Annotated in this window: 25 protein-coding genes; 22 read left to right on the top strand and 3 right to left on the bottom strand. The window is 38.3% G+C overall.

From position 1 onward, the window contains the following. Positions 1-290 precede the first annotated feature (290 nt). Both pyk and FAZ15_RS05070 read right to left on the bottom strand, forming a co-directional pair. On the bottom strand, positions 291-1,721 hold the full coding sequence (gene pyk / locus FAZ15_RS05075; protein ID WP_136900241.1) for a pyruvate kinase: 1,431 nt from the start codon (positions 1,719-1,721) through the stop codon (positions 291-293). A 113-nt stretch (positions 1,722-1,834) separates the two neighbouring features. Further along, on the bottom strand, positions 1,835-2,335 hold the full coding sequence (locus FAZ15_RS05070; protein WP_136900240.1) for an IPExxxVDY family protein: 501 nt from the start codon (positions 2,333-2,335) through the stop codon (positions 1,835-1,837). Between the two features lie 265 nt (positions 2,336-2,600). Here FAZ15_RS05070 and FAZ15_RS05065 point away from each other — a divergent pair, with 265 nt between their 5' ends. From FAZ15_RS05065 to FAZ15_RS05030, 8 genes are all read left to right on the top strand, one after another. After that, complete coding sequence (locus FAZ15_RS05065) at positions 2,601-2,837, top strand: acyl carrier protein (protein ID WP_079643602.1); 237 nt, start codon at positions 2,601-2,603, stop codon at positions 2,835-2,837. 27 nt (positions 2,838-2,864) lie between these two features. Next, positions 2,865-4,118 (top strand): beta-ketoacyl-ACP synthase II, encoded by a 1,254-nt coding sequence (gene fabF / locus FAZ15_RS05060; protein WP_136900239.1) that lies wholly within the window; start codon positions 2,865-2,867, stop codon positions 4,116-4,118. 69 nt (positions 4,119-4,187) lie between these two features. Continuing rightward, on the top strand, positions 4,188-4,925 hold the full coding sequence (gene rnc, locus FAZ15_RS05055; RefSeq protein WP_202912320.1) for a ribonuclease III: 738 nt from the start codon (positions 4,188-4,190) through the stop codon (positions 4,923-4,925). A gap of 60 nt (positions 4,926-4,985) precedes the next feature. Continuing rightward, positions 4,986-6,371 (top strand): histidine--tRNA ligase, encoded by a 1,386-nt coding sequence (hisS, locus tag FAZ15_RS05050; RefSeq protein WP_136900238.1) that lies wholly within the window; start codon positions 4,986-4,988, stop codon positions 6,369-6,371. Positions 6,372-6,512: 141 nt separating this feature from the next. Continuing rightward, complete coding sequence (gene pdhA, locus FAZ15_RS05045; protein WP_136900237.1) at positions 6,513-7,508, top strand: pyruvate dehydrogenase (acetyl-transferring) E1 component subunit alpha; 996 nt, start codon at positions 6,513-6,515, stop codon at positions 7,506-7,508. A gap of 47 nt (positions 7,509-7,555) precedes the next feature. Beyond that, entirely contained in the window at positions 7,556-9,199 is a 1,644-nt protein-coding gene (locus FAZ15_RS05040; protein ID WP_136900236.1) for a dihydrolipoamide acetyltransferase family protein, read from the top strand. A 107-nt stretch (positions 9,200-9,306) separates the two neighbouring features. Continuing rightward, the gene (locus FAZ15_RS05035; protein WP_136900235.1) at positions 9,307-10,494 is read left to right on the top strand and encodes a serine hydrolase domain-containing protein; all 1,188 of its coding nucleotides are present in this window, start codon (positions 9,307-9,309) and stop codon (positions 10,492-10,494) included. Between the two features lie 94 nt (positions 10,495-10,588). Continuing rightward, positions 10,589-10,948: a CoA-binding protein gene (locus tag FAZ15_RS05030; RefSeq protein ID WP_136900234.1), complete on the top strand. Its 360-nt coding sequence runs from the start codon at positions 10,589-10,591 to the stop codon at positions 10,946-10,948. A 141-nt stretch (positions 10,949-11,089) separates the two neighbouring features. On the opposite strand, the gene FAZ15_RS05025 is transcribed toward FAZ15_RS05030, so the two are convergent. Next, complete coding sequence (locus tag FAZ15_RS05025; RefSeq protein ID WP_136900233.1) at positions 11,090-11,554, bottom strand: hypothetical protein; 465 nt, start codon at positions 11,552-11,554, stop codon at positions 11,090-11,092. Between the two features lie 393 nt (positions 11,555-11,947). Here FAZ15_RS05025 and rplC point away from each other — a divergent pair, with 393 nt between their 5' ends. The 14 genes from rplC to rpsN all read left to right on the top strand — a co-directional run bounded on the left by rplC (position 11,948) and on the right by rpsN (position 18,504). After that, entirely contained in the window at positions 11,948-12,565 is a 618-nt protein-coding gene (gene rplC / locus FAZ15_RS05020; RefSeq protein ID WP_136900232.1) for a 50S ribosomal protein L3, read from the top strand. 5 nt (positions 12,566-12,570) lie between these two features. After that, positions 12,571-13,200 (top strand): 50S ribosomal protein L4, encoded by a 630-nt coding sequence (gene rplD / locus FAZ15_RS05015; protein WP_136900231.1) that lies wholly within the window; start codon positions 12,571-12,573, stop codon positions 13,198-13,200. A gap of 1 nt (position 13,201) precedes the next feature. Beyond that, positions 13,202-13,492, top strand: coding sequence for a 50S ribosomal protein L23 (gene rplW, locus FAZ15_RS05010; RefSeq protein ID WP_136900230.1), 291 nt, complete (start codon positions 13,202-13,204; stop codon positions 13,490-13,492). 5 nt (positions 13,493-13,497) lie between these two features. After that, a complete protein-coding gene (gene rplB, locus FAZ15_RS05005; protein WP_136900229.1) occupies positions 13,498-14,322 on the top strand; it encodes a 50S ribosomal protein L2 in 825 nt (274 codons plus the stop codon). Then, entirely contained in the window at positions 14,322-14,588 is a 267-nt protein-coding gene (gene rpsS / locus FAZ15_RS05000) for a 30S ribosomal protein S19 (protein ID WP_002997495.1), read from the top strand. Before rplB ends, rpsS begins: the two co-directional genes overlap by 1 nt. A 6-nt stretch (positions 14,589-14,594) precedes the next feature. Continuing rightward, positions 14,595-15,026, top strand: coding sequence for a 50S ribosomal protein L22 (rplV, locus tag FAZ15_RS04995; RefSeq protein ID WP_136900228.1), 432 nt, complete (start codon positions 14,595-14,597; stop codon positions 15,024-15,026). Positions 15,027-15,037: 11 nt separating this feature from the next. Further along, positions 15,038-15,832, top strand: a complete 795-nt coding sequence (gene rpsC, locus FAZ15_RS04990; protein ID WP_136900227.1) for a 30S ribosomal protein S3 — start codon at positions 15,038-15,040, stop codon at positions 15,830-15,832. A gap of 53 nt (positions 15,833-15,885) precedes the next feature. After that, the gene (gene rplP / locus FAZ15_RS04985) at positions 15,886-16,308 is read left to right on the top strand and encodes a 50S ribosomal protein L16 (RefSeq protein ID WP_136819168.1); all 423 of its coding nucleotides are present in this window, start codon (positions 15,886-15,888) and stop codon (positions 16,306-16,308) included. A 158-nt stretch (positions 16,309-16,466) separates the two neighbouring features. Beyond that, complete coding sequence (gene rpmC, locus FAZ15_RS04980; RefSeq protein WP_136900667.1) at positions 16,467-16,685, top strand: 50S ribosomal protein L29; 219 nt, start codon at positions 16,467-16,469, stop codon at positions 16,683-16,685. A gap of 13 nt (positions 16,686-16,698) precedes the next feature. Beyond that, entirely contained in the window at positions 16,699-16,953 is a 255-nt protein-coding gene (gene rpsQ, locus FAZ15_RS04975) for a 30S ribosomal protein S17 (protein ID WP_136900226.1), read from the top strand. Between the two features lies 1 nt (position 16,954). Continuing rightward, entirely contained in the window at positions 16,955-17,323 is a 369-nt protein-coding gene (rplN, locus tag FAZ15_RS04970; protein WP_002997484.1) for a 50S ribosomal protein L14, read from the top strand. Positions 17,324-17,325: 2 nt separating this feature from the next. Then, the gene (gene rplX, locus FAZ15_RS04965) at positions 17,326-17,673 is read left to right on the top strand and encodes a 50S ribosomal protein L24 (protein ID WP_136900225.1); all 348 of its coding nucleotides are present in this window, start codon (positions 17,326-17,328) and stop codon (positions 17,671-17,673) included. Further along, complete coding sequence (rplE, locus tag FAZ15_RS04960) at positions 17,673-18,242, top strand: 50S ribosomal protein L5 (RefSeq protein ID WP_136819170.1); 570 nt, start codon at positions 17,673-17,675, stop codon at positions 18,240-18,242. The genes rplX and rplE overlap by 1 nt, the downstream gene beginning before the upstream one ends. Beyond that, positions 18,235-18,504 carry a 30S ribosomal protein S14 gene (gene rpsN, locus FAZ15_RS04955; protein WP_136900224.1) on the top strand — a complete coding sequence of 90 codons (270 nt, stop codon included), beginning with the start codon at positions 18,235-18,237 and terminating at the stop codon, positions 18,502-18,504. Before rplE ends, rpsN begins: the two co-directional genes overlap by 8 nt. Positions 18,505-18,634 lie beyond the last annotated feature (130 nt).

Genomic DNA, 18,634 nt, shown 5'->3' with positions numbered 1-18,634 from the left:
GGTCGCTAAGTTTTCAATGATGAGAGCTCGATGAATTCACGAACCTAGCTGTCATTTCGTACAAAAATAGCAATGAAAATAGCTGTTTATGCGCATTTAACACTATTTAACAGCTTATTTTATAGTTGATTAAGCTCCTGTTTATTAATATGCTAAAGGTGTTAATCGTTCCCTAGCACAATATACGAACAGTTAAACGAAAATATTTCCGAATCTATAAACATATAACAGAAAAAGCGGAACTTCATATGAAGTTCCGCTTTTTCTGTTATATGTTGTATTCTAGATTATTATTTTAACTCGGATATACGAATAGTGTTCGTTCTTCCTTTTTCGTGTAGCGGAGTTGAAGAAGTATTAATTACGATTTGACCAGGTTCTACTAATTGATATTCTCTAAGTAAACCATTTACGTCTTGGATAGTGCCATCTGTGCTCTCGTATTTTTCATAAATAAACGTATTGACCCCCCATACTAAGCTCAAAAGACGCAATAAAGTTTTATTGCCCGTGAAAACATAAATATTAGCGTCAGGGCGGTAGCTGGCAATTTCCATTGCTGTATATCCCGATGTCGTCATGACGGCAATTGCTGATGCTTTTGTTTTCTCCGCTAAGAAAATAGAAGAGCTGCAGATTGCGTCTGGAATTTTAGTGATATCGATATAGGTATCTTCCTTAGAACTGTAATAAGGGTAAGAAGTGGATTCTACATGTGTAATCACTTTGGCCATAGTCTCGATAACAATTTCAGGGAATTCGCCGACTGAAGTTTCACCGCTTAACATCACAGCGTCAGCGCCATCTAGAACGGAATTTGCGACGTCGTTTACTTCTGCGCGGGTAGGACGTGGTGTCGTGATCATACTTTCCAACATCTGCGTTGCGATAATTACTGGCTTTGATAAATCACGACATTTTTGAACAATGATTTTTTGAAGACCCGGAACTTCTTCCATTGGTAATTCAACACCCAGATCACCACGGGCTACCATTATTGCGTCTGTAGCTTCAATAATCGCGTCAATATTTTCAATGGCTTCTGGTTTTTCAATTTTCGCAATGATTTTCGCATGGCTTCCTTTCGCGGCGATGATTGCCTTACCTTGTTTGATGTCTTCTGCAGAACGGACAAATGACATAGCAATCCAATCTGCACCATGATCTAATGCAAAGTTAAGGTTGTCTAAATCTTCCTCCGTCAATGAAGGAATGGAAACTTTTGTATTTGGTAAATTTACGCCCTTTCTTGAAGTTAAAACACCACCATGGACCACTTCACAGTTTACCGTATCTAAATGATTGGTGTTGATGACACGTAATTGGAGTTTTCCGTCATCCAACAAGATGATTTCGTCTTCTTTTACATCATTAGGAAAATTTTCGTAGGTAATATATATACGATTTTCGTCTCCAATTAATTCGTGTGTAGTGATTTCTACCGTAGATCCATTGATTAATATGGCGCCGCCTTCTTTCATTTTTCCAATACGGATCTTAGGTCCCTGTAAATCTGCTAAGATGCCAACATTGAAAGGGTTTTCAGCGTTAATTTCATTGATAGTATTGATAACTTTTAGGTGATCCTCTTGACTCCCGTGAGAAAAATTTAGACGGCACACATCAACGCCTTTGGCGATCATGCGTGTTAGCACTTCCTTATTGGAAGAGGCAGGGCCTAGAGTTGCTACTATTTTTGTTCTTTTTTGAATCTTCTTCATGTAAGTATTCTTTTGTTCCTCTTTACTTTGTTATAAGTGCCTGATAATTTTCAGGAATCATTAATTAGGCTGATATTTACAATGTGTAGTTTTTACACTTTGTAAATAATTCGCTAAAATATTAGATTTTCTTTAGATTTCAATGTTATTGGGTCAATTTCTTTTACTAATAATATATCTTTTACTTTTTTCAGGTTCTCGACAAGAGTTTCTAAATCCTCTTCATCGATGAAATGCTTTATGATTAAGAAATAATCGAAATTAGCTGCTTCAGGTAATAGGATGCCATTTTCAACACTTTTGTTATTTATAATATAAAACTCATATTCATAGGAGTCGTTACAATATCTATACGTCGGAAAATGATGGATATTATCTTTTTTGTTCTTTGATTTTTCGAATACAATGTGATAATCCAATTCTTCTTGGCTTTTATTTTTAAGATTATTATTGTGATCCAAAGGGTCTTCTTTGCCGTAGATGAATTTAAGTCCGGTATGCTTGTTAATGAAATGGCAAAGTCTATAATCACGGAGAGAAGAACTGACGCCAATTAAAATAAAATCCAGTTCAAGATCAAAATCTGTTTCTAATTTGAATGTTATTTTATTCAAGGTGTTTGTAGTATTGATTTTTTACGAAAATACAATTTATGAAAGGTTTTTGTGTTGCCGATGTGTAATATTTATATTAAATTAGAATATATTTGCAAAAAGATAATTCTTTTACTAATATTGAAAGAGGTTTGTTAGAGCCATTTAGGGGCACAAAACTCAAAATTATTGTTCTTTATTTTTCGCTAGGAATCAAAAGAGTTTGATTTTTGGGGAAATTTATTTTTCTTTGCACAGATTTATTAAACAATTAAACTATAAAATCATGTCAGATATCGCATCAAGAGTAAAAGCAATTATCGTAGAAAAGTTAGGTGTAGATGAAAACGAAGTAACACCGGAAGCTTCTTTCACGAATGATTTAGGTGCAGACTCACTTGATACAGTTGAGTTGATCATGGAGTTCGAAAAAGAATTTAACGTTGCAATTCCTGATGACCAAGCTGAAAATATCAGTACCGTAGGTCAAGCAATTGCTTATTTAGAAAAAAACGTTAACTAACTAATTTTATTAGGCCAAACATAATAAATGGAGCTTAAAAGAGTAGTTGTAACAGGATTAGGCGCTCTTACACCATTGGGCAATACCGCTCCAGCATACTGGGATGGATTGCTTAATGGTGTAAGTGGTGCTGCTCCTATTACGCAATTTGATGCATCAAAGTTTAAGACACAATTCGCTTGTGAAGTAAAGGGTTTTGATCCGCATGAATTTATGGATCGAAAAGAAGCACGTAAGGTCGATCCTTTTGTACAGTATGCTATTGCTTCAACTGATGAAGCGGTAAAAGATGCTAGTTTGAACTTTGAGCAATTGGATACAAATCGTATAGGAGTCATTTGGGGATCTGGGATTGGTGGATTGAAGACCTTTTACGATGAAGTATCCGCTTACGCCAAAGGGGATGGTACACCTCGTTTTAATCCGTTCTTTATACCCAAAATGATTGTGGATATTGCTCCAGGTCATATTTCCATGCGTTATGGGTTACGTGGGCCGAATTTTTCTTGTGTATCTGCATGTGCATCTTCAACAAATGCTATGATAGATGCGTTTAATTATATCCGAACTGGTATGTCGGATATAATCATTACAGGAGGTTCGGAAGCCATTATCAATGAAGCTGGGATAGGTGGATTCAATGCATTACATGCGTTATCTACTCGAAATGATGATCCCCAAACTGCCTCGCGTCCTTTTGATAAAGATCGTGATGGATTTGTTGCGGGTGAAGGTTCGGGTACTATTATCTTGGAAAGTCTTGAACATGCGCTAGCAAGAGGCGCGAAGATTTACGCGGAGATAGTAGGAGGTGGTATGAGTGCCGATGCAAATCATATTACCGCACCGCACCCCGAGGGTTTGGGTGCGAAATTAGTGATGACTAATGCGCTAAGGGATGCTAATATGGACGTTACGCATATTGATTATATCAACGTACACGGAACATCAACTCCTCTGGGAGATATTAGTGAAACTAAAGCCATAAAAGAATTATTTGGTGAACACGCTTATAAACTGAACATTAGTTCGACTAAATCTATGACAGGTCACTTATTAGGTGCTGCTGGAGCTGTTGAAGCTATTGCGTCGATTTATGCTGTTCAAAATGATATAGTACCGCCTACTATTAACCATTTTACGGATGATCCAGAATTGGATAATAAATTGAACTTCACTTTCAATACTCCTCAAAAACGCGTGGTTAATGCCGCTATGAGCAATACCTTTGGATTCGGTGGTCACAACGCTTCTGTTGTGATTAAAAAATACAAAGCTTAATAGTGTGGTTAGGCTAAAGATCTTAATAGGTAGTTTTGCAGCTACCTATTTCTTCTTATAGTAAGAAACATGTCTTTAAGTATTTACAAGCTCTATTTGTCGCCTCAGAAAGCTTATATTAAGAAGCTTAAGAATTTACTTGGATTCGTTCCAGGTAATGTTAAGTTATATCAAATGGCTTTTCGGCATAAGTCTGCTGCGAAAATAATTAAGGAAGGTGTGAAAAACAGCAATGAGCGCCTGGAATTCTTGGGAGATGCTGTATTAGGATCTGTTGTAGCCGAATTGCTTTTTAAACTTTATCCCTATAAGGATGAGGGTTTTTTGACGGAGATGCGTTCAAAAATTGTCTCCCGGGCCAATTTAAACCAATTATCCCGAAAATTGGGACTGAACGAATTAATTCAGTACGACGCGCGGATGATAAGCTATCCAAATAAACAAGGCTCGTTACTGGGGGATGCATTTGAAGCCTTGATTGGCGCAGTGTACTTGGACAAGGGGTATCAATTTACTCGAGAATTTTTGCTGTCACGGATTATAAAACCCCACGTTGATATACACACACTGGAGAATACGGAGACAAATTTTAAAAGCCGTTTAATTGAATGGTGCCAACAGGAAGGTAAGGATGTACAATTTGTACAAACAGATAACCCTGAAGGAGAATCGTCCAAGATGTTTAGTATACAAGTGCAGGTAAATGGTGAAGTGTGTGGCTTAGGGCGTGATTTCAATAAGAAGAGTGCGGAAAAGCTGGCAGCGGAACGTGCCTGTGAATTTCTGAGGATTATCGAATCGATATAGCGCTTCTTTTTAACTTTAATTCCTTTTTTCTTATTCACTTTCTTATATTACCTTTGCGCTATGGCAATAGTAAAACCCTCTTTGGCAAAAGGTACGCGAGACTTTTCTCCAATCGAAATGGAGAAACGTAATCATATTTTTAATACCCTGAAAGTTGTTTTTAAAAAGTTTGGGTATAATGAAATTCAAACTCCCTCTTTTGAAAACCTGTCTACACTGACAGGAAAATACGGAGATGAAGGCGATAAATTGATTTTTAAAATATTGAATTCCGGGGATTACTTAACAAAAGCTCCTTCGGAGTTGTTGGCGTCCAAATCCTCCAATAGACTTATTACACATCTTTCGGAAAAAGCTTTGCGCTATGATCTAACAGTTCCATTTGCACGCTATGTCGTTATGCATCAGAATGATATTTCTTTGCCTTTTAAACGTTTTCAGATTCAGCCCGTATGGCGAGCAGATCGACCTCAGCGAGGTCGGTATCGGGAGTTTTATCAATGTGATGTGGATGTAGTAGGTTCCGACAGTTTGTTAAATGAAGCAGAGTTTATTTTAATCTATCAAGAGGCGTTAAAGGCTCTAGGGCTAATAGATTTTACAATTAAAATCAATAATCGTAAAATATTAACGGGAATTGCAGAAGTGATAGGTAAGCCGAAGCTTATTGTCGACATGACCGTGGCGATAGACAAGTTAGATAAAATTGGTTTGGAAGGTGTAAATAAGGAGCTTCTGGAAAGAGGTTTTACAGAAGCTGATCTAGAGACGCTGAAGCCGATTATCTTGTTAGAAGGGACTAATCATGAGAAGCTTAAACAATTAAAATCTGTTTTATCTTCTTCCGAAAATGGGCTAAAGGGGATTGCGGAGATTGAGGAAGTATTCGAGTATGTGAAGCAATTCGAACAATCCGAAAATACATTGGATACGCTGGTCGAGGTGGATATCACCCTGGCAAGAGGACTGAACTATTATACGGGATGTATATTCGAAGTTAAGACCAATGAAGTCGCAATGGGAAGTATTGGTGGCGGAGGCCGTTACGATGATTTAACTGGAATGTTTGGTCTAAAAGGCTTGACAGGAGTCGGGGTTTCTTTTGGAGCTGACCGTATTTATGATGTCTTGGAAGAGTTGGATCTATTCCCTAAAAAGACGATGGCAAGTACAAAACTGTTGATTGTGAATTTTGATAAACATTCCGAATCCTTTACATTACCTTTACTTTATAAGTTGCGTCAAGAAAATATTGCTGCGGAACTTTATCCCGCGGCGGTAAAATTAAAAAAACAAATGAGCTACGCTGATGCTAAGGCAATTCCATATGTGTTGTTGGTAGGAGAGGAAGAGATTCAATCTGGAAAGGTAACACTAAAAGATATGGAAACAGGCGAGCAGCAAAATCTAAAGGCAAGTGAATTGATAGGTTTGTTAAAGGGTTAGAAAGCTAGAGAGTTAGAGAATTAGAGAGTTAAGACATACTTTTTTGACAGAAAACAGCTATTTCGTGCTAAAATATTGTCCAATATGTCGTTATAAATTATTAGATTTGTAATCAGTTTAGTAAGAAACAAAGACTATAAAATGAGTTCAACACCTATAACAAAAGAAACATATTTAGAGTGGTATAAATCCATGCTACTCATGCGTAAGTTTGAAGAAAAAGCTGGTCAATTATACGGACAGCAAAAAATCCGTGGTTTTTGTCACTTATACATTGGTCAAGAAGCGGTGGTGGCTGGTACTATTTCGGCAACAAAACCTGAAGATTCATTGATTACATCTTACCGTGATCACGCACACGCATTAGCAAAAGGTGTATCTGCAAATGCATGCATGGCTGAATTATATGGTAAAGCTACGGGCTGTTCTAAGGGTAAAGGCGGTTCGATGCACTTCTTCTCGAAAGAGCACAAGATGATGGGGGGGCATGGTATTGTAGGCGGTCAGATTCCGCTAGGAGCGGGTATAGCATTTGCCGAAAAATACTTAGGCAACGATAATGTGAATGTATGTTATATGGGAGACGGTGCTGTTCGTCAAGGTGCTTTCAACGAAACATTAAATATGGCAATGTTATGGAAGTTGCCTGTAATATTTGTTTGTGAAAACAATGGATATGCCATGGGTACGTCTGTAAAACGCACGACGAATATGATGGATATCTACAAAATGGGTTTAGGCTTTGATATGCCGAGTATGCCTGTAGATGGTATGGATGTCGTAGCAGTGCATAATGCAATGGATGAAGCTGTTCAACGCGCACGCGCAGGCGAAGGCCCTACTTTCTTAGAAATTCGCACCTACCGTTATAAAGGGCACTCGATGTCTGATCCGGCAAAATACCGTACGAAAGAAGAACTTGAAGAGTATAAAGGTCGTGATCCATTAATTACTACTAAAGCTGCTATCTTAGAAAATAATTATGCCGATGACACCTGGTTTAAGGAAGTAGAGGCAGAGATCAAATCTATTGTGGAAGAATCTGTAAAATTTGCAGAGGAATCTCCATATCCTAGTGATGATGAACTGTACAACGATATTTATGTACAAGAGGATTATCCTTTTATATTGGACTAATTCATACTAATTACTTTAACATTTAAAGATATAATCTACTATAATACATGGCTGAAGTAGTAAAAATGCCGAAAATGAGCGACACCATGACTGAAGGTGTGATTGCTAAATGGCACAAAAAAGTTGGAGACAAAGTTAATTCTGGAGATCTTGTTGCAGAGATCGAAACAGATAAAGCGACAATGGACTTTGAGTCTTATCAAGAAGGCACATTGTTGTATATAGGGCCAAAAGAAGGTGAGGCAGTAGCAGTAGATGCTATCATCGCGATCTTAGGTGAAGAAGGGGAAGATTACAAAGCTTTATTGAGTGGTGAATCAAGTGAAGCAGCTCCTAAAGAGGAACAAAAAAAAGAAGGTGGTTCTTCTTCGGAAGGTGAATCAAAAACGGCCGATACAGGTAAAACAGTAACTCCTGAAGAATTGGATTGTACTGTTATCACTATGCCGTTATTAAGTGACACCATGAAAGAAGGAGTCATTGCTCAATGGAATTTTAAAGTAGGTGATACCATAAAATCTGATGATGCGATCGCAGATGTAGAAACAGATAAGGCGACAATGGAAGTGACAGCTTATGCTGATGGTACTTTATTGTATGTCGGCTTAGAAGCTGGAGAGGCAGCGAAAGTGAATGATATTATCGCTATAGTTGGTCCCGCAGGTACAGACGTTACACCTTTATTGAATCAAAAATCTACACCTGTAGCAGCGTCGGAAGAAAAACCTGAAGCGAAAGAAGCGAAATCAACGTCTGACTCTTCTTCAGTCGCAAGTGCTTCTGAATCGTCGTCGTTATCAGATGATTCACGCGTAAAAGCCTCTCCTTTAGCACGTAAAATTGCGAAAGATAAAGGCATCAATTTAAATGATGTAAAAGGTTCTGCAGATGGTGGTCGCATTGTTAAGAAAGATGTAGAAGGCTTTGTTCCTACAGCTAAGGCTGCTCCATCTCAGGAAAATGCTAAATCTGAAACGAAAGCAGTAAGTATTCCGCAGTATGTTGGAGAAGAAAGATATACTGAGACAAATGTTTCGCAAATGCGCAAAACAATCGCCCGTCGTTTGGGTGAGTCGTTGTTTACTGCACCGCATTTCTATTTGACGATAAGTATAGATATGGATAATGCAATAGCTGCTCGTGCCCAGATCAATGATGTAGCTCCAGTAAAAGTGTCATTTAATGATATCGTTATTAAAGCTGTAGCTATTGCGTTGAAGCAACATCCTGCAGTTAATTCTTCATGGCAAGGCGATAAGATACGCTTTAACGAACATACAAATATTGGTGTAGCTATGGCTGTAGAAGACGGTTTGTTAGTTCCTGTTGTGCGCTTCGCTGATGGTAAATCTTTATCGCATATTTCTGCAGAAGTGAAAGATTTTGCACAGAAAGCTAAATCGAAAAAACTTCAGCCGGCAGATTGGGAAGGATCTACATTTACCGTGTCGAACTTAGGTATGTTTGGTATTGATGAATTTACTTCGATTATCAATTCTCCTGATGGTGCTATTCTTTCTGTAGGTGCTATTCAGCAGATTCCTGTCGTTAAGAATGGTGCTGTTGTTCCAGGAAACATTATGAAGCTGACGTTAGGCTGTGATCACCGTGTGGTGGATGGCGCTACCGGCGCGCAATTCCTGCAAACATTGAAGGGGTTGTTAGAAGCTCCGATCCGTTTACTAGCATAATCGAATTTTAGTCAAAATACGGGGCCACTTTAGATAATAAAGTGGCTTCTTTTTTAGTTGTTGTCGTAAACATACGACTTGATAATTATCGAAAAATATTTTTATTAGTGAGATTTACATTACTTCAGTTCATTTTTATTCTTTCTTTTATTGGGTTGTCTGGTTGTTCAAGTACCGAAAAAAAACAGGCGGAAGTCGTGCAGAAGCAAGCAGAACTTGATAGTATAGCTTTAGTGTATGATCCGGCTGAAGCCAATAGGCAGATTGATGAATTTATGTTGAAATTACATAAGAAATCTGGCTTCAATGGAAATGTGCTCGTGGCCAAAAAGGGTAAAATCATTTATCAGAATTCGTTTGGATGGGCTGATTATCTGCATAGAGATAGCCTGAAAATTGATTCTAAATTTGAACTTGCCTCTGTTTCTAAACCCATGACAGCCCTTGCTGTTTTACAGTTGGTAGAAAAAGGAAAGGTTAAACTGGAGCAGCAGGTAAGTGAATTTTTCCCCGGTTTCCCCTTTGAAGGTGTAACGGTTAGGCAATTGTTGACACATCGTTCAGGCTTACCTAATTATGTGTATTTTGTAGAGAAATTATGGCCTGATCGGAAGAAGGGAATGAGCAATTTGGATGCTATCAATTTGCTGATCGAGCATAAACCTAATCGATATGGTGCGCCCGACGGAAGATTCCATTACAATAATTCCAATTACATGCTTCTAGCCGGGATAGTGGAGAAGGTCTCGGGACTTGATTTTGGTGTTTACATGATGGAACATGTTTTTAAACCAGCGGGAATGAAAAATACTGCAGTTTTGTCCAAAGCGGTCTATGAAAAAATTCCAACTAATGTAATAGGGCATGATCGTACATGGCGGCGCTCGGTGGTTCAAGACTATTTGGACGGACCCGTAGGCGATAAAGGAACTTATAGCACTATACAAGATATGTACTTGTTGGATATCGCCCTACGTGAAGGGAGGTTGTTGGACAAATCAGTTTTGGATTCTGCATACGTTCCGCGAAGTGATGCAAAAAAAGGTGTCTTTAGTTATGGATATGGCTGGCGTACATTTACACCGGCAAACGGACAAATCGTTTATCATACCGGTTGGTGGCATGGGTTTAAAAATCTCTATGTCCGGGATTTAAAAAATGATATCACAATTGTTCTTTTGTCAAATTTTGTTAATAGTAGCTTAAATCAATTGGATGACTTGTATAAAATCTTAGAAATGCCTATTTTGAGACAAAATGCTTATAATGCAAATGGAGATTTTGTTGTTAATTAATTATATAATATGAAACCAAGATGTAAATAGTATTTGATACATAAGGCAATTATTATTTACATTGAGCGCTCATCAACCGTTAAAAAATAAATAGATGAAAAAAACTTTGATTTTAGGCGCAACTACTAATACTACTCGGTACTCTTATTTGGTAGCGAATAAATTGGTGCGCAAAGGACATTCTATAGTCAATGTGGGGCGTAAGGTAGGCGAAGTGGCAGGTGTTGCGATAGAACCTGCAGAGACTATCCATACGGATATCGATACCATTACGATGTACGTAGGTCCTCAAAATCAAGCTCCTTATTACGACTATATTTTACAAACCAATCCAAAACGTGTCATCTTTAACCCAGGCTCCGAAAATCCGGATTTACAGCGAAAATTGGAAGAAGTGGGCATTGCAACAATAGAAGGCTGTACCCTGGTTATGTTGAACACCGGACAGTTTTAGAAATAGAAAACATTCTTAAAGGCCGATCGTAGTGATCGGCCTTTTTTGTTGAAAGGAATAACTTCCTAGTCATGAAAAATTTCTAGGAAGTCTAGGCAGTTTCTGTTGGGAGTAAGCTGTGGCACAGGGAACCCTTCAACGTTAGTTGATTTCAATCGGCGATAGGAAAACATCTTTAAAGGGAGAATGGATATTAAGACTAAAATTTTTTAGAAGTTTAAGGTTAACTGGGCTGACAAGTCGTTTTCCACGCTCGTTTTCCTCGTCTGCTTTCAAAATGAGATGTAGTCGCTTGTTAAGCCGGGTTATATGGGAGGGTTCGTAAAATAGTTCATAATGGTCTTTCATAGTAACTTTTAAGGCTGAGCGGATTTCTTTGGCAAAGGAGGCGGCGTGACCAAATTCCGATGCGTTTTCTTTAGAGCGCTCGGCTATGTTGTTAATTTCATTTTTATTCTTCTTACCGACCTTTTGCCTTACCCGATATTGGTCGTCTGTTTTGTGAAAATTGAGGTTACCTATATTACCTTCTAGTTTGATATCGCCTTTTTTTTTGGTTAAGCTAAATGTAAGAAATTCTAAAATGGAAATAGAGGATATACACATATAATGAATAAATAATGTAAGTTTTATGTATATAAAATGTATATCTACAAGCTATGGTATACCTACATAATAACTACATTATACCTGTGTGAAATTTGTTTGTCATTTAAGTTTCACAAAAAATAAAATCACCATTGTTTCATATTGACATATCGAAATAGATAAAGTGTCGGTTTTTGAAATGTGGAAATACACCGGCGGAATACAGCTTGTTTAAATTTATTATTATCTTATCTGCTGCTGTATGGTATATGGATATAAAATAAAAAAATAATTCACTAATTATTTGATAGTTATAAAAATGTTTGTACTTTTGCAGTCCCTTAATGGGGATAGTGTGTCTTGAGCGAAGCCCTACTGCTTCGATGGACTTTAATTAATTTATTTTATAACATGTCAGGAATTATTGGTAAAAAAGTAGGAATGACCAGCCTGTACAACGCAGAGGGTAAGAATATCCCTTGTACAGTAATTGAGGCTGGGCCGTGCGTGGTTACGCAGATACGTACGGAAGAAAAGGATGGCTATTCCGCTGTTCAATTAGGCTATGATGATGCCAAAGAAAAGAACACGACAGCGCCTTTGAAAGGACACTTCGCAAAAGCAGGAGTGACTCCTAAGCGTAAACTAGTTGAATTCAAAACTTTTGAAGATGAGAAACAACTAGGAGACATCGTGGATGTAACACTTTTTGCAGAAGGCGAGTACGTAGATGTAGTCGGTACTTCTAAAGGTAAAGGTTTCCAAGGTGTAATGAAGCGTCACGGATTTGGTGGTGTAGGTGGTGCGACTCACGGTCAGCATAACAGACTACGTGCTCCAGGTTCATTAGGTGCTTCTTCTTGGCCTTCACGTGTATTCAAAGGAATGCGCATGGCAGGTCGTACAGGTGGTGACAGGGTAAAAGTTCAAAACTTACAAGTATTGAAAGTTTATGCAGATCAAAACCTAATCGTTGTTAGTGGTTCCATTCCAGGAGCTAAAGGTTCTTATGTAATCGTAGACAAATAGTAGAGATGGAAGTTAAAGTATTAAATTTATCAGGTAAAGAAACAGGTGCCAAGGTGCAACTGCCTGAGTCAGTATTCGGCGTAAAGCCAAACGACCATGCGATCTATTTAGATGTGAAACAATACTTAGCGAATCAACGCCAAGGAACTCACAAATCGAAACAACGTAATGAAATCGCGGGTTCTACTCGTAAATTACACAAACAAAAAGGTACAGGTGGTGCTCGTGCGGGTTCTATCAAATCTCCATTGTTTAATGGTGGTGGCCGGGTATTTGGTCCACAGCCTCGTGACTACAGCTTCAAATTGAATAAAAAATTAAAGCAATTAGCACGTAAATCAGCGTTAAGTTACAAAGCACAAGAAAGTAACATTGTGGTATTGGATGCAGTAAGCTTCGATACGATCAAAACAAAAAACTATGTGTCTTTGATAAGCGCGTTGAACATCGCTGACGAAAAAACTTTATTGGTTTTGCCAGCGTATGATAACAATGTTTATTTATCAAGCAGAAACTTGAAGAAAGCAAAAGTTATTGTAGCATCAGATTTAAATACATATGATGTATTAAATGCTACTAAATTATTGTTGACTGCAGATTCTGTTAAAACTTTGGAGGAAGCATTAGCTAAGTAATATGGAAATTATTAAAAAACCTATCTTAACTGAGAAAGCTTCAATATTGACGGAGAAATTAAACCGTTATGCTTTCAAAGTGGATCATAGAGCAAACAAAATTCAGATTAAATCAGCTATTGAAGAAATGTTCGGTGTTACAGTATTAGCAGTGAATACAGCAGTAGTTGCAGGTAAAGCAAAGAGCCGCTACACGAAAGCAGGCTTTGTATCTGGAAGAGCTCCTAAATATAAAAAGGCCGTCATTACAATTAAAGATGGTGAAACTATTGACTTTTACAGTGTTATATAAATAAAATGGCAGTTAAAAGATTCAAACCGGTAACCCCTGGTACTCGTTTCAGAGTAGGTGCAGACTACTCTGATGTTACAACTAACGTTCCTGAAAAGTCGTTGGTAGTAAAAATCAAGAAATCAGGCGGTCGTAATAACTCCGGTAAAATGACTATGCGTTATCTCGGTGGGGGACATAAAAAATCATACCGATTGATAGATTTCAAACGCGATAAAAAAGATATCCCCGCAACAGTAGCAACGATCGAATACGATCCAAACCGCACTGCACGTATTGCGTTATTGCATTATGCAGATGGTGAGAAACGTTACATTATTGCTCCAACTGGCCTTGTAGTAGGTCAAACTGTTGTAGCAGGTGATAAAGTAGCCCCAGAAGTAGGTAATACATTACCATTAGCAAATATTCCGCTAGGTTCTATTATTCATAATATTGAATTGAACCCAGGTCAAGGAGGCTCAATAGCACGGTCAGCTGGTACATATGCACAATTGTCAGCACGTGATGGTAAGTATGCTATCATTAAATTGCCTTCAAGTGAGACACGCATGATCTTATTGACATGTGTTGCGACTATCGGTTCCGTATCGAATGCGGAAAAATCTAATCAAGTATTAGGTAAAGCAGGTCGTAAACGTTGGTTAGGTCGTCGCCCTCGCGTACGTGGTGTAGCTATGAACCCGGTAGATCACCCTATGGGAGGTGGTGAAGGTCGTACTTCAGGAGGTCACCCTCGTTCACGTACAGGTGTGTTAGCTAAAGGCTTCAAGACACGTTCGAAGAAGAAAATATCAAATCGTTACATCATTGAGAGAAGGAAAAAATAATGGCTCGTTCAATTAAAAAAGGTCCTTATATCGATCACAACTTAGAGAGAAAAGTTCTTTCTATGAATGAAACTAACAAAAAGTCAGTTATCAAAACATGGTCTCGCAGATCTATGATTTCCCCTGATTTTGTTGGCCATACCTTCGCAGTGCACAACGGGAATAAATTTATTCCAGTTTATGTAACAGAGAATATGGTAGGTCACAAGCTTGGAGAATTCGCGCCTACGCGTACATTCAGAGGCCACGCAGAAAAGAAAAAATAATAGGTAATGGAAGCAACAAAAAAACTCAAAAAATCTGTCTTAATTAGACAGCGCAAAGAGCAGGAAAAAGCTCAAGTAGGAGGAGCTTCTACTGCCAAGTTATTGAACTGCCCTACTTCACCTCGCAAGATGCGTTTAGTAGTGGATCTAATCCGTGGCGTAAAAGTGGAAAATGCTTTATACATTCTTAAGCACTCAAGTAAAGAAGCTGCTGGTCGTGTTGAAAAATTATTATTATCAGCGATCAAAAACTGGGAAACTCAAAATGAAGGAACTTCATTAGAGAACTCTGCTTTGTATGTGAAAGAAGTATCAGTAGGCGGAGGCCGTCAATTAAAAAGATTACGTCCGGCTCCACAAGGTCGTGGATATAGAATTCGCAAGCGTTCAAACCACGTAACGTTGGTAGTAGATAGTTTAAATAACGTTAACAACTAATTTATTATAGAATGGGACAAAAAGCAAATCCAATAGGTAGCAGATTAGGGATCATCAAAGGATGGGACTCTAATTGGTTCGGAGGAAAAAACTATTCCGATAAATTAGTTGAAGATGAGAAAATCAGAAAGTATCTTTCTGTGCGTATCGCTAAAGGTGGTGTAGCAAAAGTTGTTATTGAAAGAACTTTGAAACGCATCACAGTTACTATCCATACAGCTCGTCCAGGTATCGTTATCGGTAAAGGTGGTCAGGAAGTTGACAAGATCAAAGAAGAATTGAAAAAATTGACTAAGAAAGATGTTCAAATCAATATTTTCGAGATCAAACGTCCTGAGCTTGATGCTAAATTAGTAGCTGAAGGTGTTGCTAAGCAATTAGAGGCGCGTATTTCATTCCGTCGTGCAATGAAAACGTCAATCGCTTCTACGATGCGTATGGGTGCAGAAGGTATCAAAATCATGTGTTCTGGCCGTTTAGGTGGTGCTGAAATGGCGCGTACCGAACAGTACAAAGAAGGAAGAACTCCTTTACACACATTGCGTGCTGATATCGACTACGCTTTAGCTGAAGCATTAACTACATACGGTAAGATTGGTGTCAAAGTTTGGATCTGTAAAGGTGAGGTTTACGGTAAACGTGACTTATCTCCAAACATCGGCCAAACTTCAGGCGTAAAATCACGTGGTGGTAACGAAGGTGGTGCTGATCGCCGCGACAACCGTGGTGGAAACCGTGGCGGTCGTCGTGACAACAACAGCAACAACAATCGTGGTGGTAACCGTGGTGGAGCAAAAAGAGGTTAATTAAATAATTTAGATTTTAAAATATCTGTAATAACAGATTAATAAATACGAACATGTTACAGCCAAAAAGAACGAAGTTCAGAAAGATGCAGAAAGGCCGTATGAAAGGTAACGCTTCTCGTGGAGCGGAATTAGCTTTCGGTTCTTTCGGTATCAAAACATTGGAGCAAGCATGGATCACTAGCCGTCAGATCGAGGCAGCTCGTATCGCCGTGACACGTTTTATGAAACGTGAAGGCCAAGTATGGATCCGTATCTTCCCTGATAAACCCGTTACTAAAAAACCTGCAGAGGTACGTATGGGTAAAGGTAAAGGTGCTCCTGAATACTGGGTGGCAGTAGTACGCCCAGGCCGTATGTTATTTGAAGCAGAAGGTGTGCCTTTAGAAGTAGCTAAAGAAGCATTGCGCCTTGCCGCTCAAAAATTACCGGTTCAAACTAAGTTTGTGATACGTAGAGATTACGTAGAAGCATAATAATAGAGTTTGGTAATGTCAATAGTTTAAGCCTTACGGCCGTTACCCGTAAGGCATTATATAAACAGAATTGATAACCCAACACAACTGAGAAGCCAGCTGAAACTATTCGACTTGTCGAGATCGTTTCATTGCCATCAGTCAAAAATTAGAAAATGATGAAAAATTCAGAAATCGTAGAATTATCAAAAGAGGACTTAGCAGCTCGCCTTGTAGAAGAGAAGACTGCCCTTAACAAATTGAAATTTGCACATGCTGTTTCTGCTATTGAGAATCCAAACGTTCTTAAAGCAGCTCGCAAGTCTATCGCTCGTATCTCCACTGAGATCACGAAACGTAAGAATGCTGAAAAATCTGAAACAGCCTCTGAGGCATAAAAATTAAGTCGAAATGGAAAGAAAATTAAGAAAAACAAGAATCGGCTTAGTAGTTAGCAACAAAATGGACAAATCCATTGTAGTAGCTGTTGAACGTAAAGTAAAGCACCCTATCTATGGTAAGTTCGTAAAGAAAACTACTAAATTCAAAGCTCATGACGAAACTAATACCTGCGGTATCGGCGATACGGTATTAATCATGGAAACGCGTCCGCTGAGTAAGACAAAGAACTGGAGATTAGTTGAAATTTTAGAAAGAGCTAAATAACATGGTACAACAAGAATCAAGACTAAATGTGGCTGACAATAGCGGAGCTAAAGAAGTTTTAGTAATCCGTGTATTGGGCGGTACGCGTAAGCGTTATGCATCTATCGGTGATAAAATTGTTGTTACCGTTAAGAGCGCTCTACCTTCTGGAAACGTGAAAAAAGGATCAGTTTCTAAAGCAGTAGTCGTACGTACGAAGAAAGAAATACGTCGTAAAGACGGTTCTTACATTCGTTTCGATGACAACGCGGCAGTATTATTAAATAACAACGATGAACCACGTGGAACACGTATCTTTGGCCCAGTTGCAAGAGAATTACGTGAGAAGCAGTTCATGAAAATTGTATCACTAGCACCGGAGGTTTTATAATTATGGCTTACAAAAAAACAACAACAACTACACACAAAATCAAAATTAAAAAAGGTGATTTAGTGAAAGTTATCGCTGGTAATTCTAAAGGTGTTCAAGGAAAGGTATTGCAAATTTTAGTGGATGCAAACAGAGCTATCGTAGAAGGCGCTAACATCGTAAAAAAACACACTAAACCAAGTGCGGCTAATCCTAATGGTGGTATCATTGAGAAAGAAGCTGCTATCAACATCTCAAACTTAGCTTTAATCGATCCTAAAACAGGTGAAACTACACGTATAGGACGTAAAGTGAATGCAGATGGTAAAATAGTTCGTTACGCAAAAAAATCAGGGGAGGAGATTAAATAATGACTTACGTACCAAGATTAAAAGCGAAATATGCGGAAGAAATCCGTACGACGCTTAAAGAAAAATTTCAGTATAAAAGTGTTATGCAAGTTCCAAAACTGGAGAAAATTGTCGTATCACAAGGTATTGGAGCAGCTACAGCTGATAAGAAATTAATTGACAATGCAATTTCAGAATTGACGTTAATTACTGGCCAACAAGCTGTCGCTACTAAATCGAAAAAGGATATTTCGAACTTTAAATTACGTAAAGGCATGCCAATTGGAGCTCGCGTAACATTACGTGACAACAATATGTATGAGTTCCTTGATCGTTTGATCGCAGTATCTTTACCGCGTATCCGCGATTTCCGTGGTATCAACGACAAAGGATTTGACGGAAGAGGTAACTATAACTTAGGTATTACCGAGCAAATTATCTTTCCTGAGATTAACATTGACAAAATCAATAAAATCCAAGGTATGGATATTACATTTGTAACTTCAGCGGGTAATGATATCGAAGCATTGGAATTATTAAAGCAATTCGGTTTACCGTTCAAAAATCAAAATTCGAATAACAATGGCTAAAGAAGGATTAAAAGCACGCGAAGTAAAGCGTCAAAAATTGGTAGCTAAATTTGCAGACAAACGTGCAGCTTTGAAAGCGGCTGGTGATTATGCAGCTTTAGACAAATTACCGAAGAATGCTTCACCTGTACGTTTACACAACCGTTGTAAATTAACGGGTCGTCCTAAAGGATATATGCGTCAATTTGGTATCTCTCGTGTTACATTCCGCGAGATGGCATTAGATGGAAAGATCCCGGGAGTAAAAAAAGCTTCTTGGTAATTTAAAAAAAATATTTACTTTTGCCCGGATAAACCTGAAAAATGGTTTATCGGGTTTTTTCATTGAAGTAGTTATTTATTTCGTATCGAAATTCATTCGTATAAATGAGTTCGATACACTCGGTTTCTAT

This window comes from Sphingobacterium olei (assembly GCF_005048855.1).
GTDB lineage: Bacteria > Bacteroidota > Bacteroidia > Sphingobacteriales > Sphingobacteriaceae > Sphingobacterium > Sphingobacterium olei.
The sequence above is the reverse complement of the archived record's forward strand: the minus strand, read 5'-3'. Positions and strand labels throughout refer to the sequence as shown.

Excerpts from the sequence above, each read along its gene's own strand:
- hisS (WP_136900238.1), top strand. The coding sequence starts at position 4,986 with ATGGCAATAGTAAAACCCTCTTTGGCAAAAGGTACGCGAGACTTTTCT.
- rpmC (WP_136900667.1), top strand. The coding sequence starts at position 16,467 with ATGAAAAATTCAGAAATCGTAGAATTATCAAAAGAGGACTTAGCAGCT.
- rplW (WP_136900230.1), top strand. The coding sequence starts at position 13,202 with ATGGAAATTATTAAAAAACCTATCTTAACTGAGAAAGCTTCAATATTG.
- rpsN (WP_136900224.1), top strand. The coding sequence starts at position 18,235 with ATGGCTAAAGAAGGATTAAAAGCACGCGAAGTAAAGCGTCAAAAATTG.
- pdhA (WP_136900237.1), top strand. The coding sequence starts at position 6,513 with ATGAGTTCAACACCTATAACAAAAGAAACATATTTAGAGTGGTATAAA.
- FAZ15_RS05025 (WP_136900233.1), bottom strand. The coding sequence starts at position 11,554 with ATGTGTATATCCTCTATTTCCATTTTAGAATTTCTTACATTTAGCTTA.
- rplV (WP_136900228.1), top strand. The coding sequence starts at position 14,595 with ATGGAAGCAACAAAAAAACTCAAAAAATCTGTCTTAATTAGACAGCGC.
- rplN (WP_002997484.1), top strand. The coding sequence starts at position 16,955 with ATGGTACAACAAGAATCAAGACTAAATGTGGCTGACAATAGCGGAGCT.
- fabF (WP_136900239.1), top strand. The coding sequence starts at position 2,865 with ATGGAGCTTAAAAGAGTAGTTGTAACAGGATTAGGCGCTCTTACACCA.
- rplE (WP_136819170.1), top strand. The coding sequence starts at position 17,673 with ATGACTTACGTACCAAGATTAAAAGCGAAATATGCGGAAGAAATCCGT.
- rpsC (WP_136900227.1), top strand. The coding sequence starts at position 15,038 with ATGGGACAAAAAGCAAATCCAATAGGTAGCAGATTAGGGATCATCAAA.
- rnc (WP_202912320.1), top strand. The coding sequence starts at position 4,188 with ATGTCTTTAAGTATTTACAAGCTCTATTTGTCGCCTCAGAAAGCTTAT.
- rplX (WP_136900225.1), top strand. The coding sequence starts at position 17,326 with ATGGCTTACAAAAAAACAACAACAACTACACACAAAATCAAAATTAAA.
- rplC (WP_136900232.1), top strand. The coding sequence starts at position 11,948 with ATGTCAGGAATTATTGGTAAAAAAGTAGGAATGACCAGCCTGTACAAC.
- rplB (WP_136900229.1), top strand. The coding sequence starts at position 13,498 with ATGGCAGTTAAAAGATTCAAACCGGTAACCCCTGGTACTCGTTTCAGA.
- pyk (WP_136900241.1), bottom strand. The coding sequence starts at position 1,721 with ATGAAGAAGATTCAAAAAAGAACAAAAATAGTAGCAACTCTAGGCCCT.
- rplP (WP_136819168.1), top strand. The coding sequence starts at position 15,886 with ATGTTACAGCCAAAAAGAACGAAGTTCAGAAAGATGCAGAAAGGCCGT.
- FAZ15_RS05040 (WP_136900236.1), top strand. The coding sequence starts at position 7,556 with ATGGCTGAAGTAGTAAAAATGCCGAAAATGAGCGACACCATGACTGAA.
- rplD (WP_136900231.1), top strand. The coding sequence starts at position 12,571 with ATGGAAGTTAAAGTATTAAATTTATCAGGTAAAGAAACAGGTGCCAAG.
- rpsS (WP_002997495.1), top strand. The coding sequence starts at position 14,322 with ATGGCTCGTTCAATTAAAAAAGGTCCTTATATCGATCACAACTTAGAG.
- FAZ15_RS05065 (WP_079643602.1), top strand. The coding sequence starts at position 2,601 with ATGTCAGATATCGCATCAAGAGTAAAAGCAATTATCGTAGAAAAGTTA.
- rpsQ (WP_136900226.1), top strand. The coding sequence starts at position 16,699 with ATGGAAAGAAAATTAAGAAAAACAAGAATCGGCTTAGTAGTTAGCAAC.
- FAZ15_RS05030 (WP_136900234.1), top strand. The coding sequence starts at position 10,589 with ATGAAAAAAACTTTGATTTTAGGCGCAACTACTAATACTACTCGGTAC.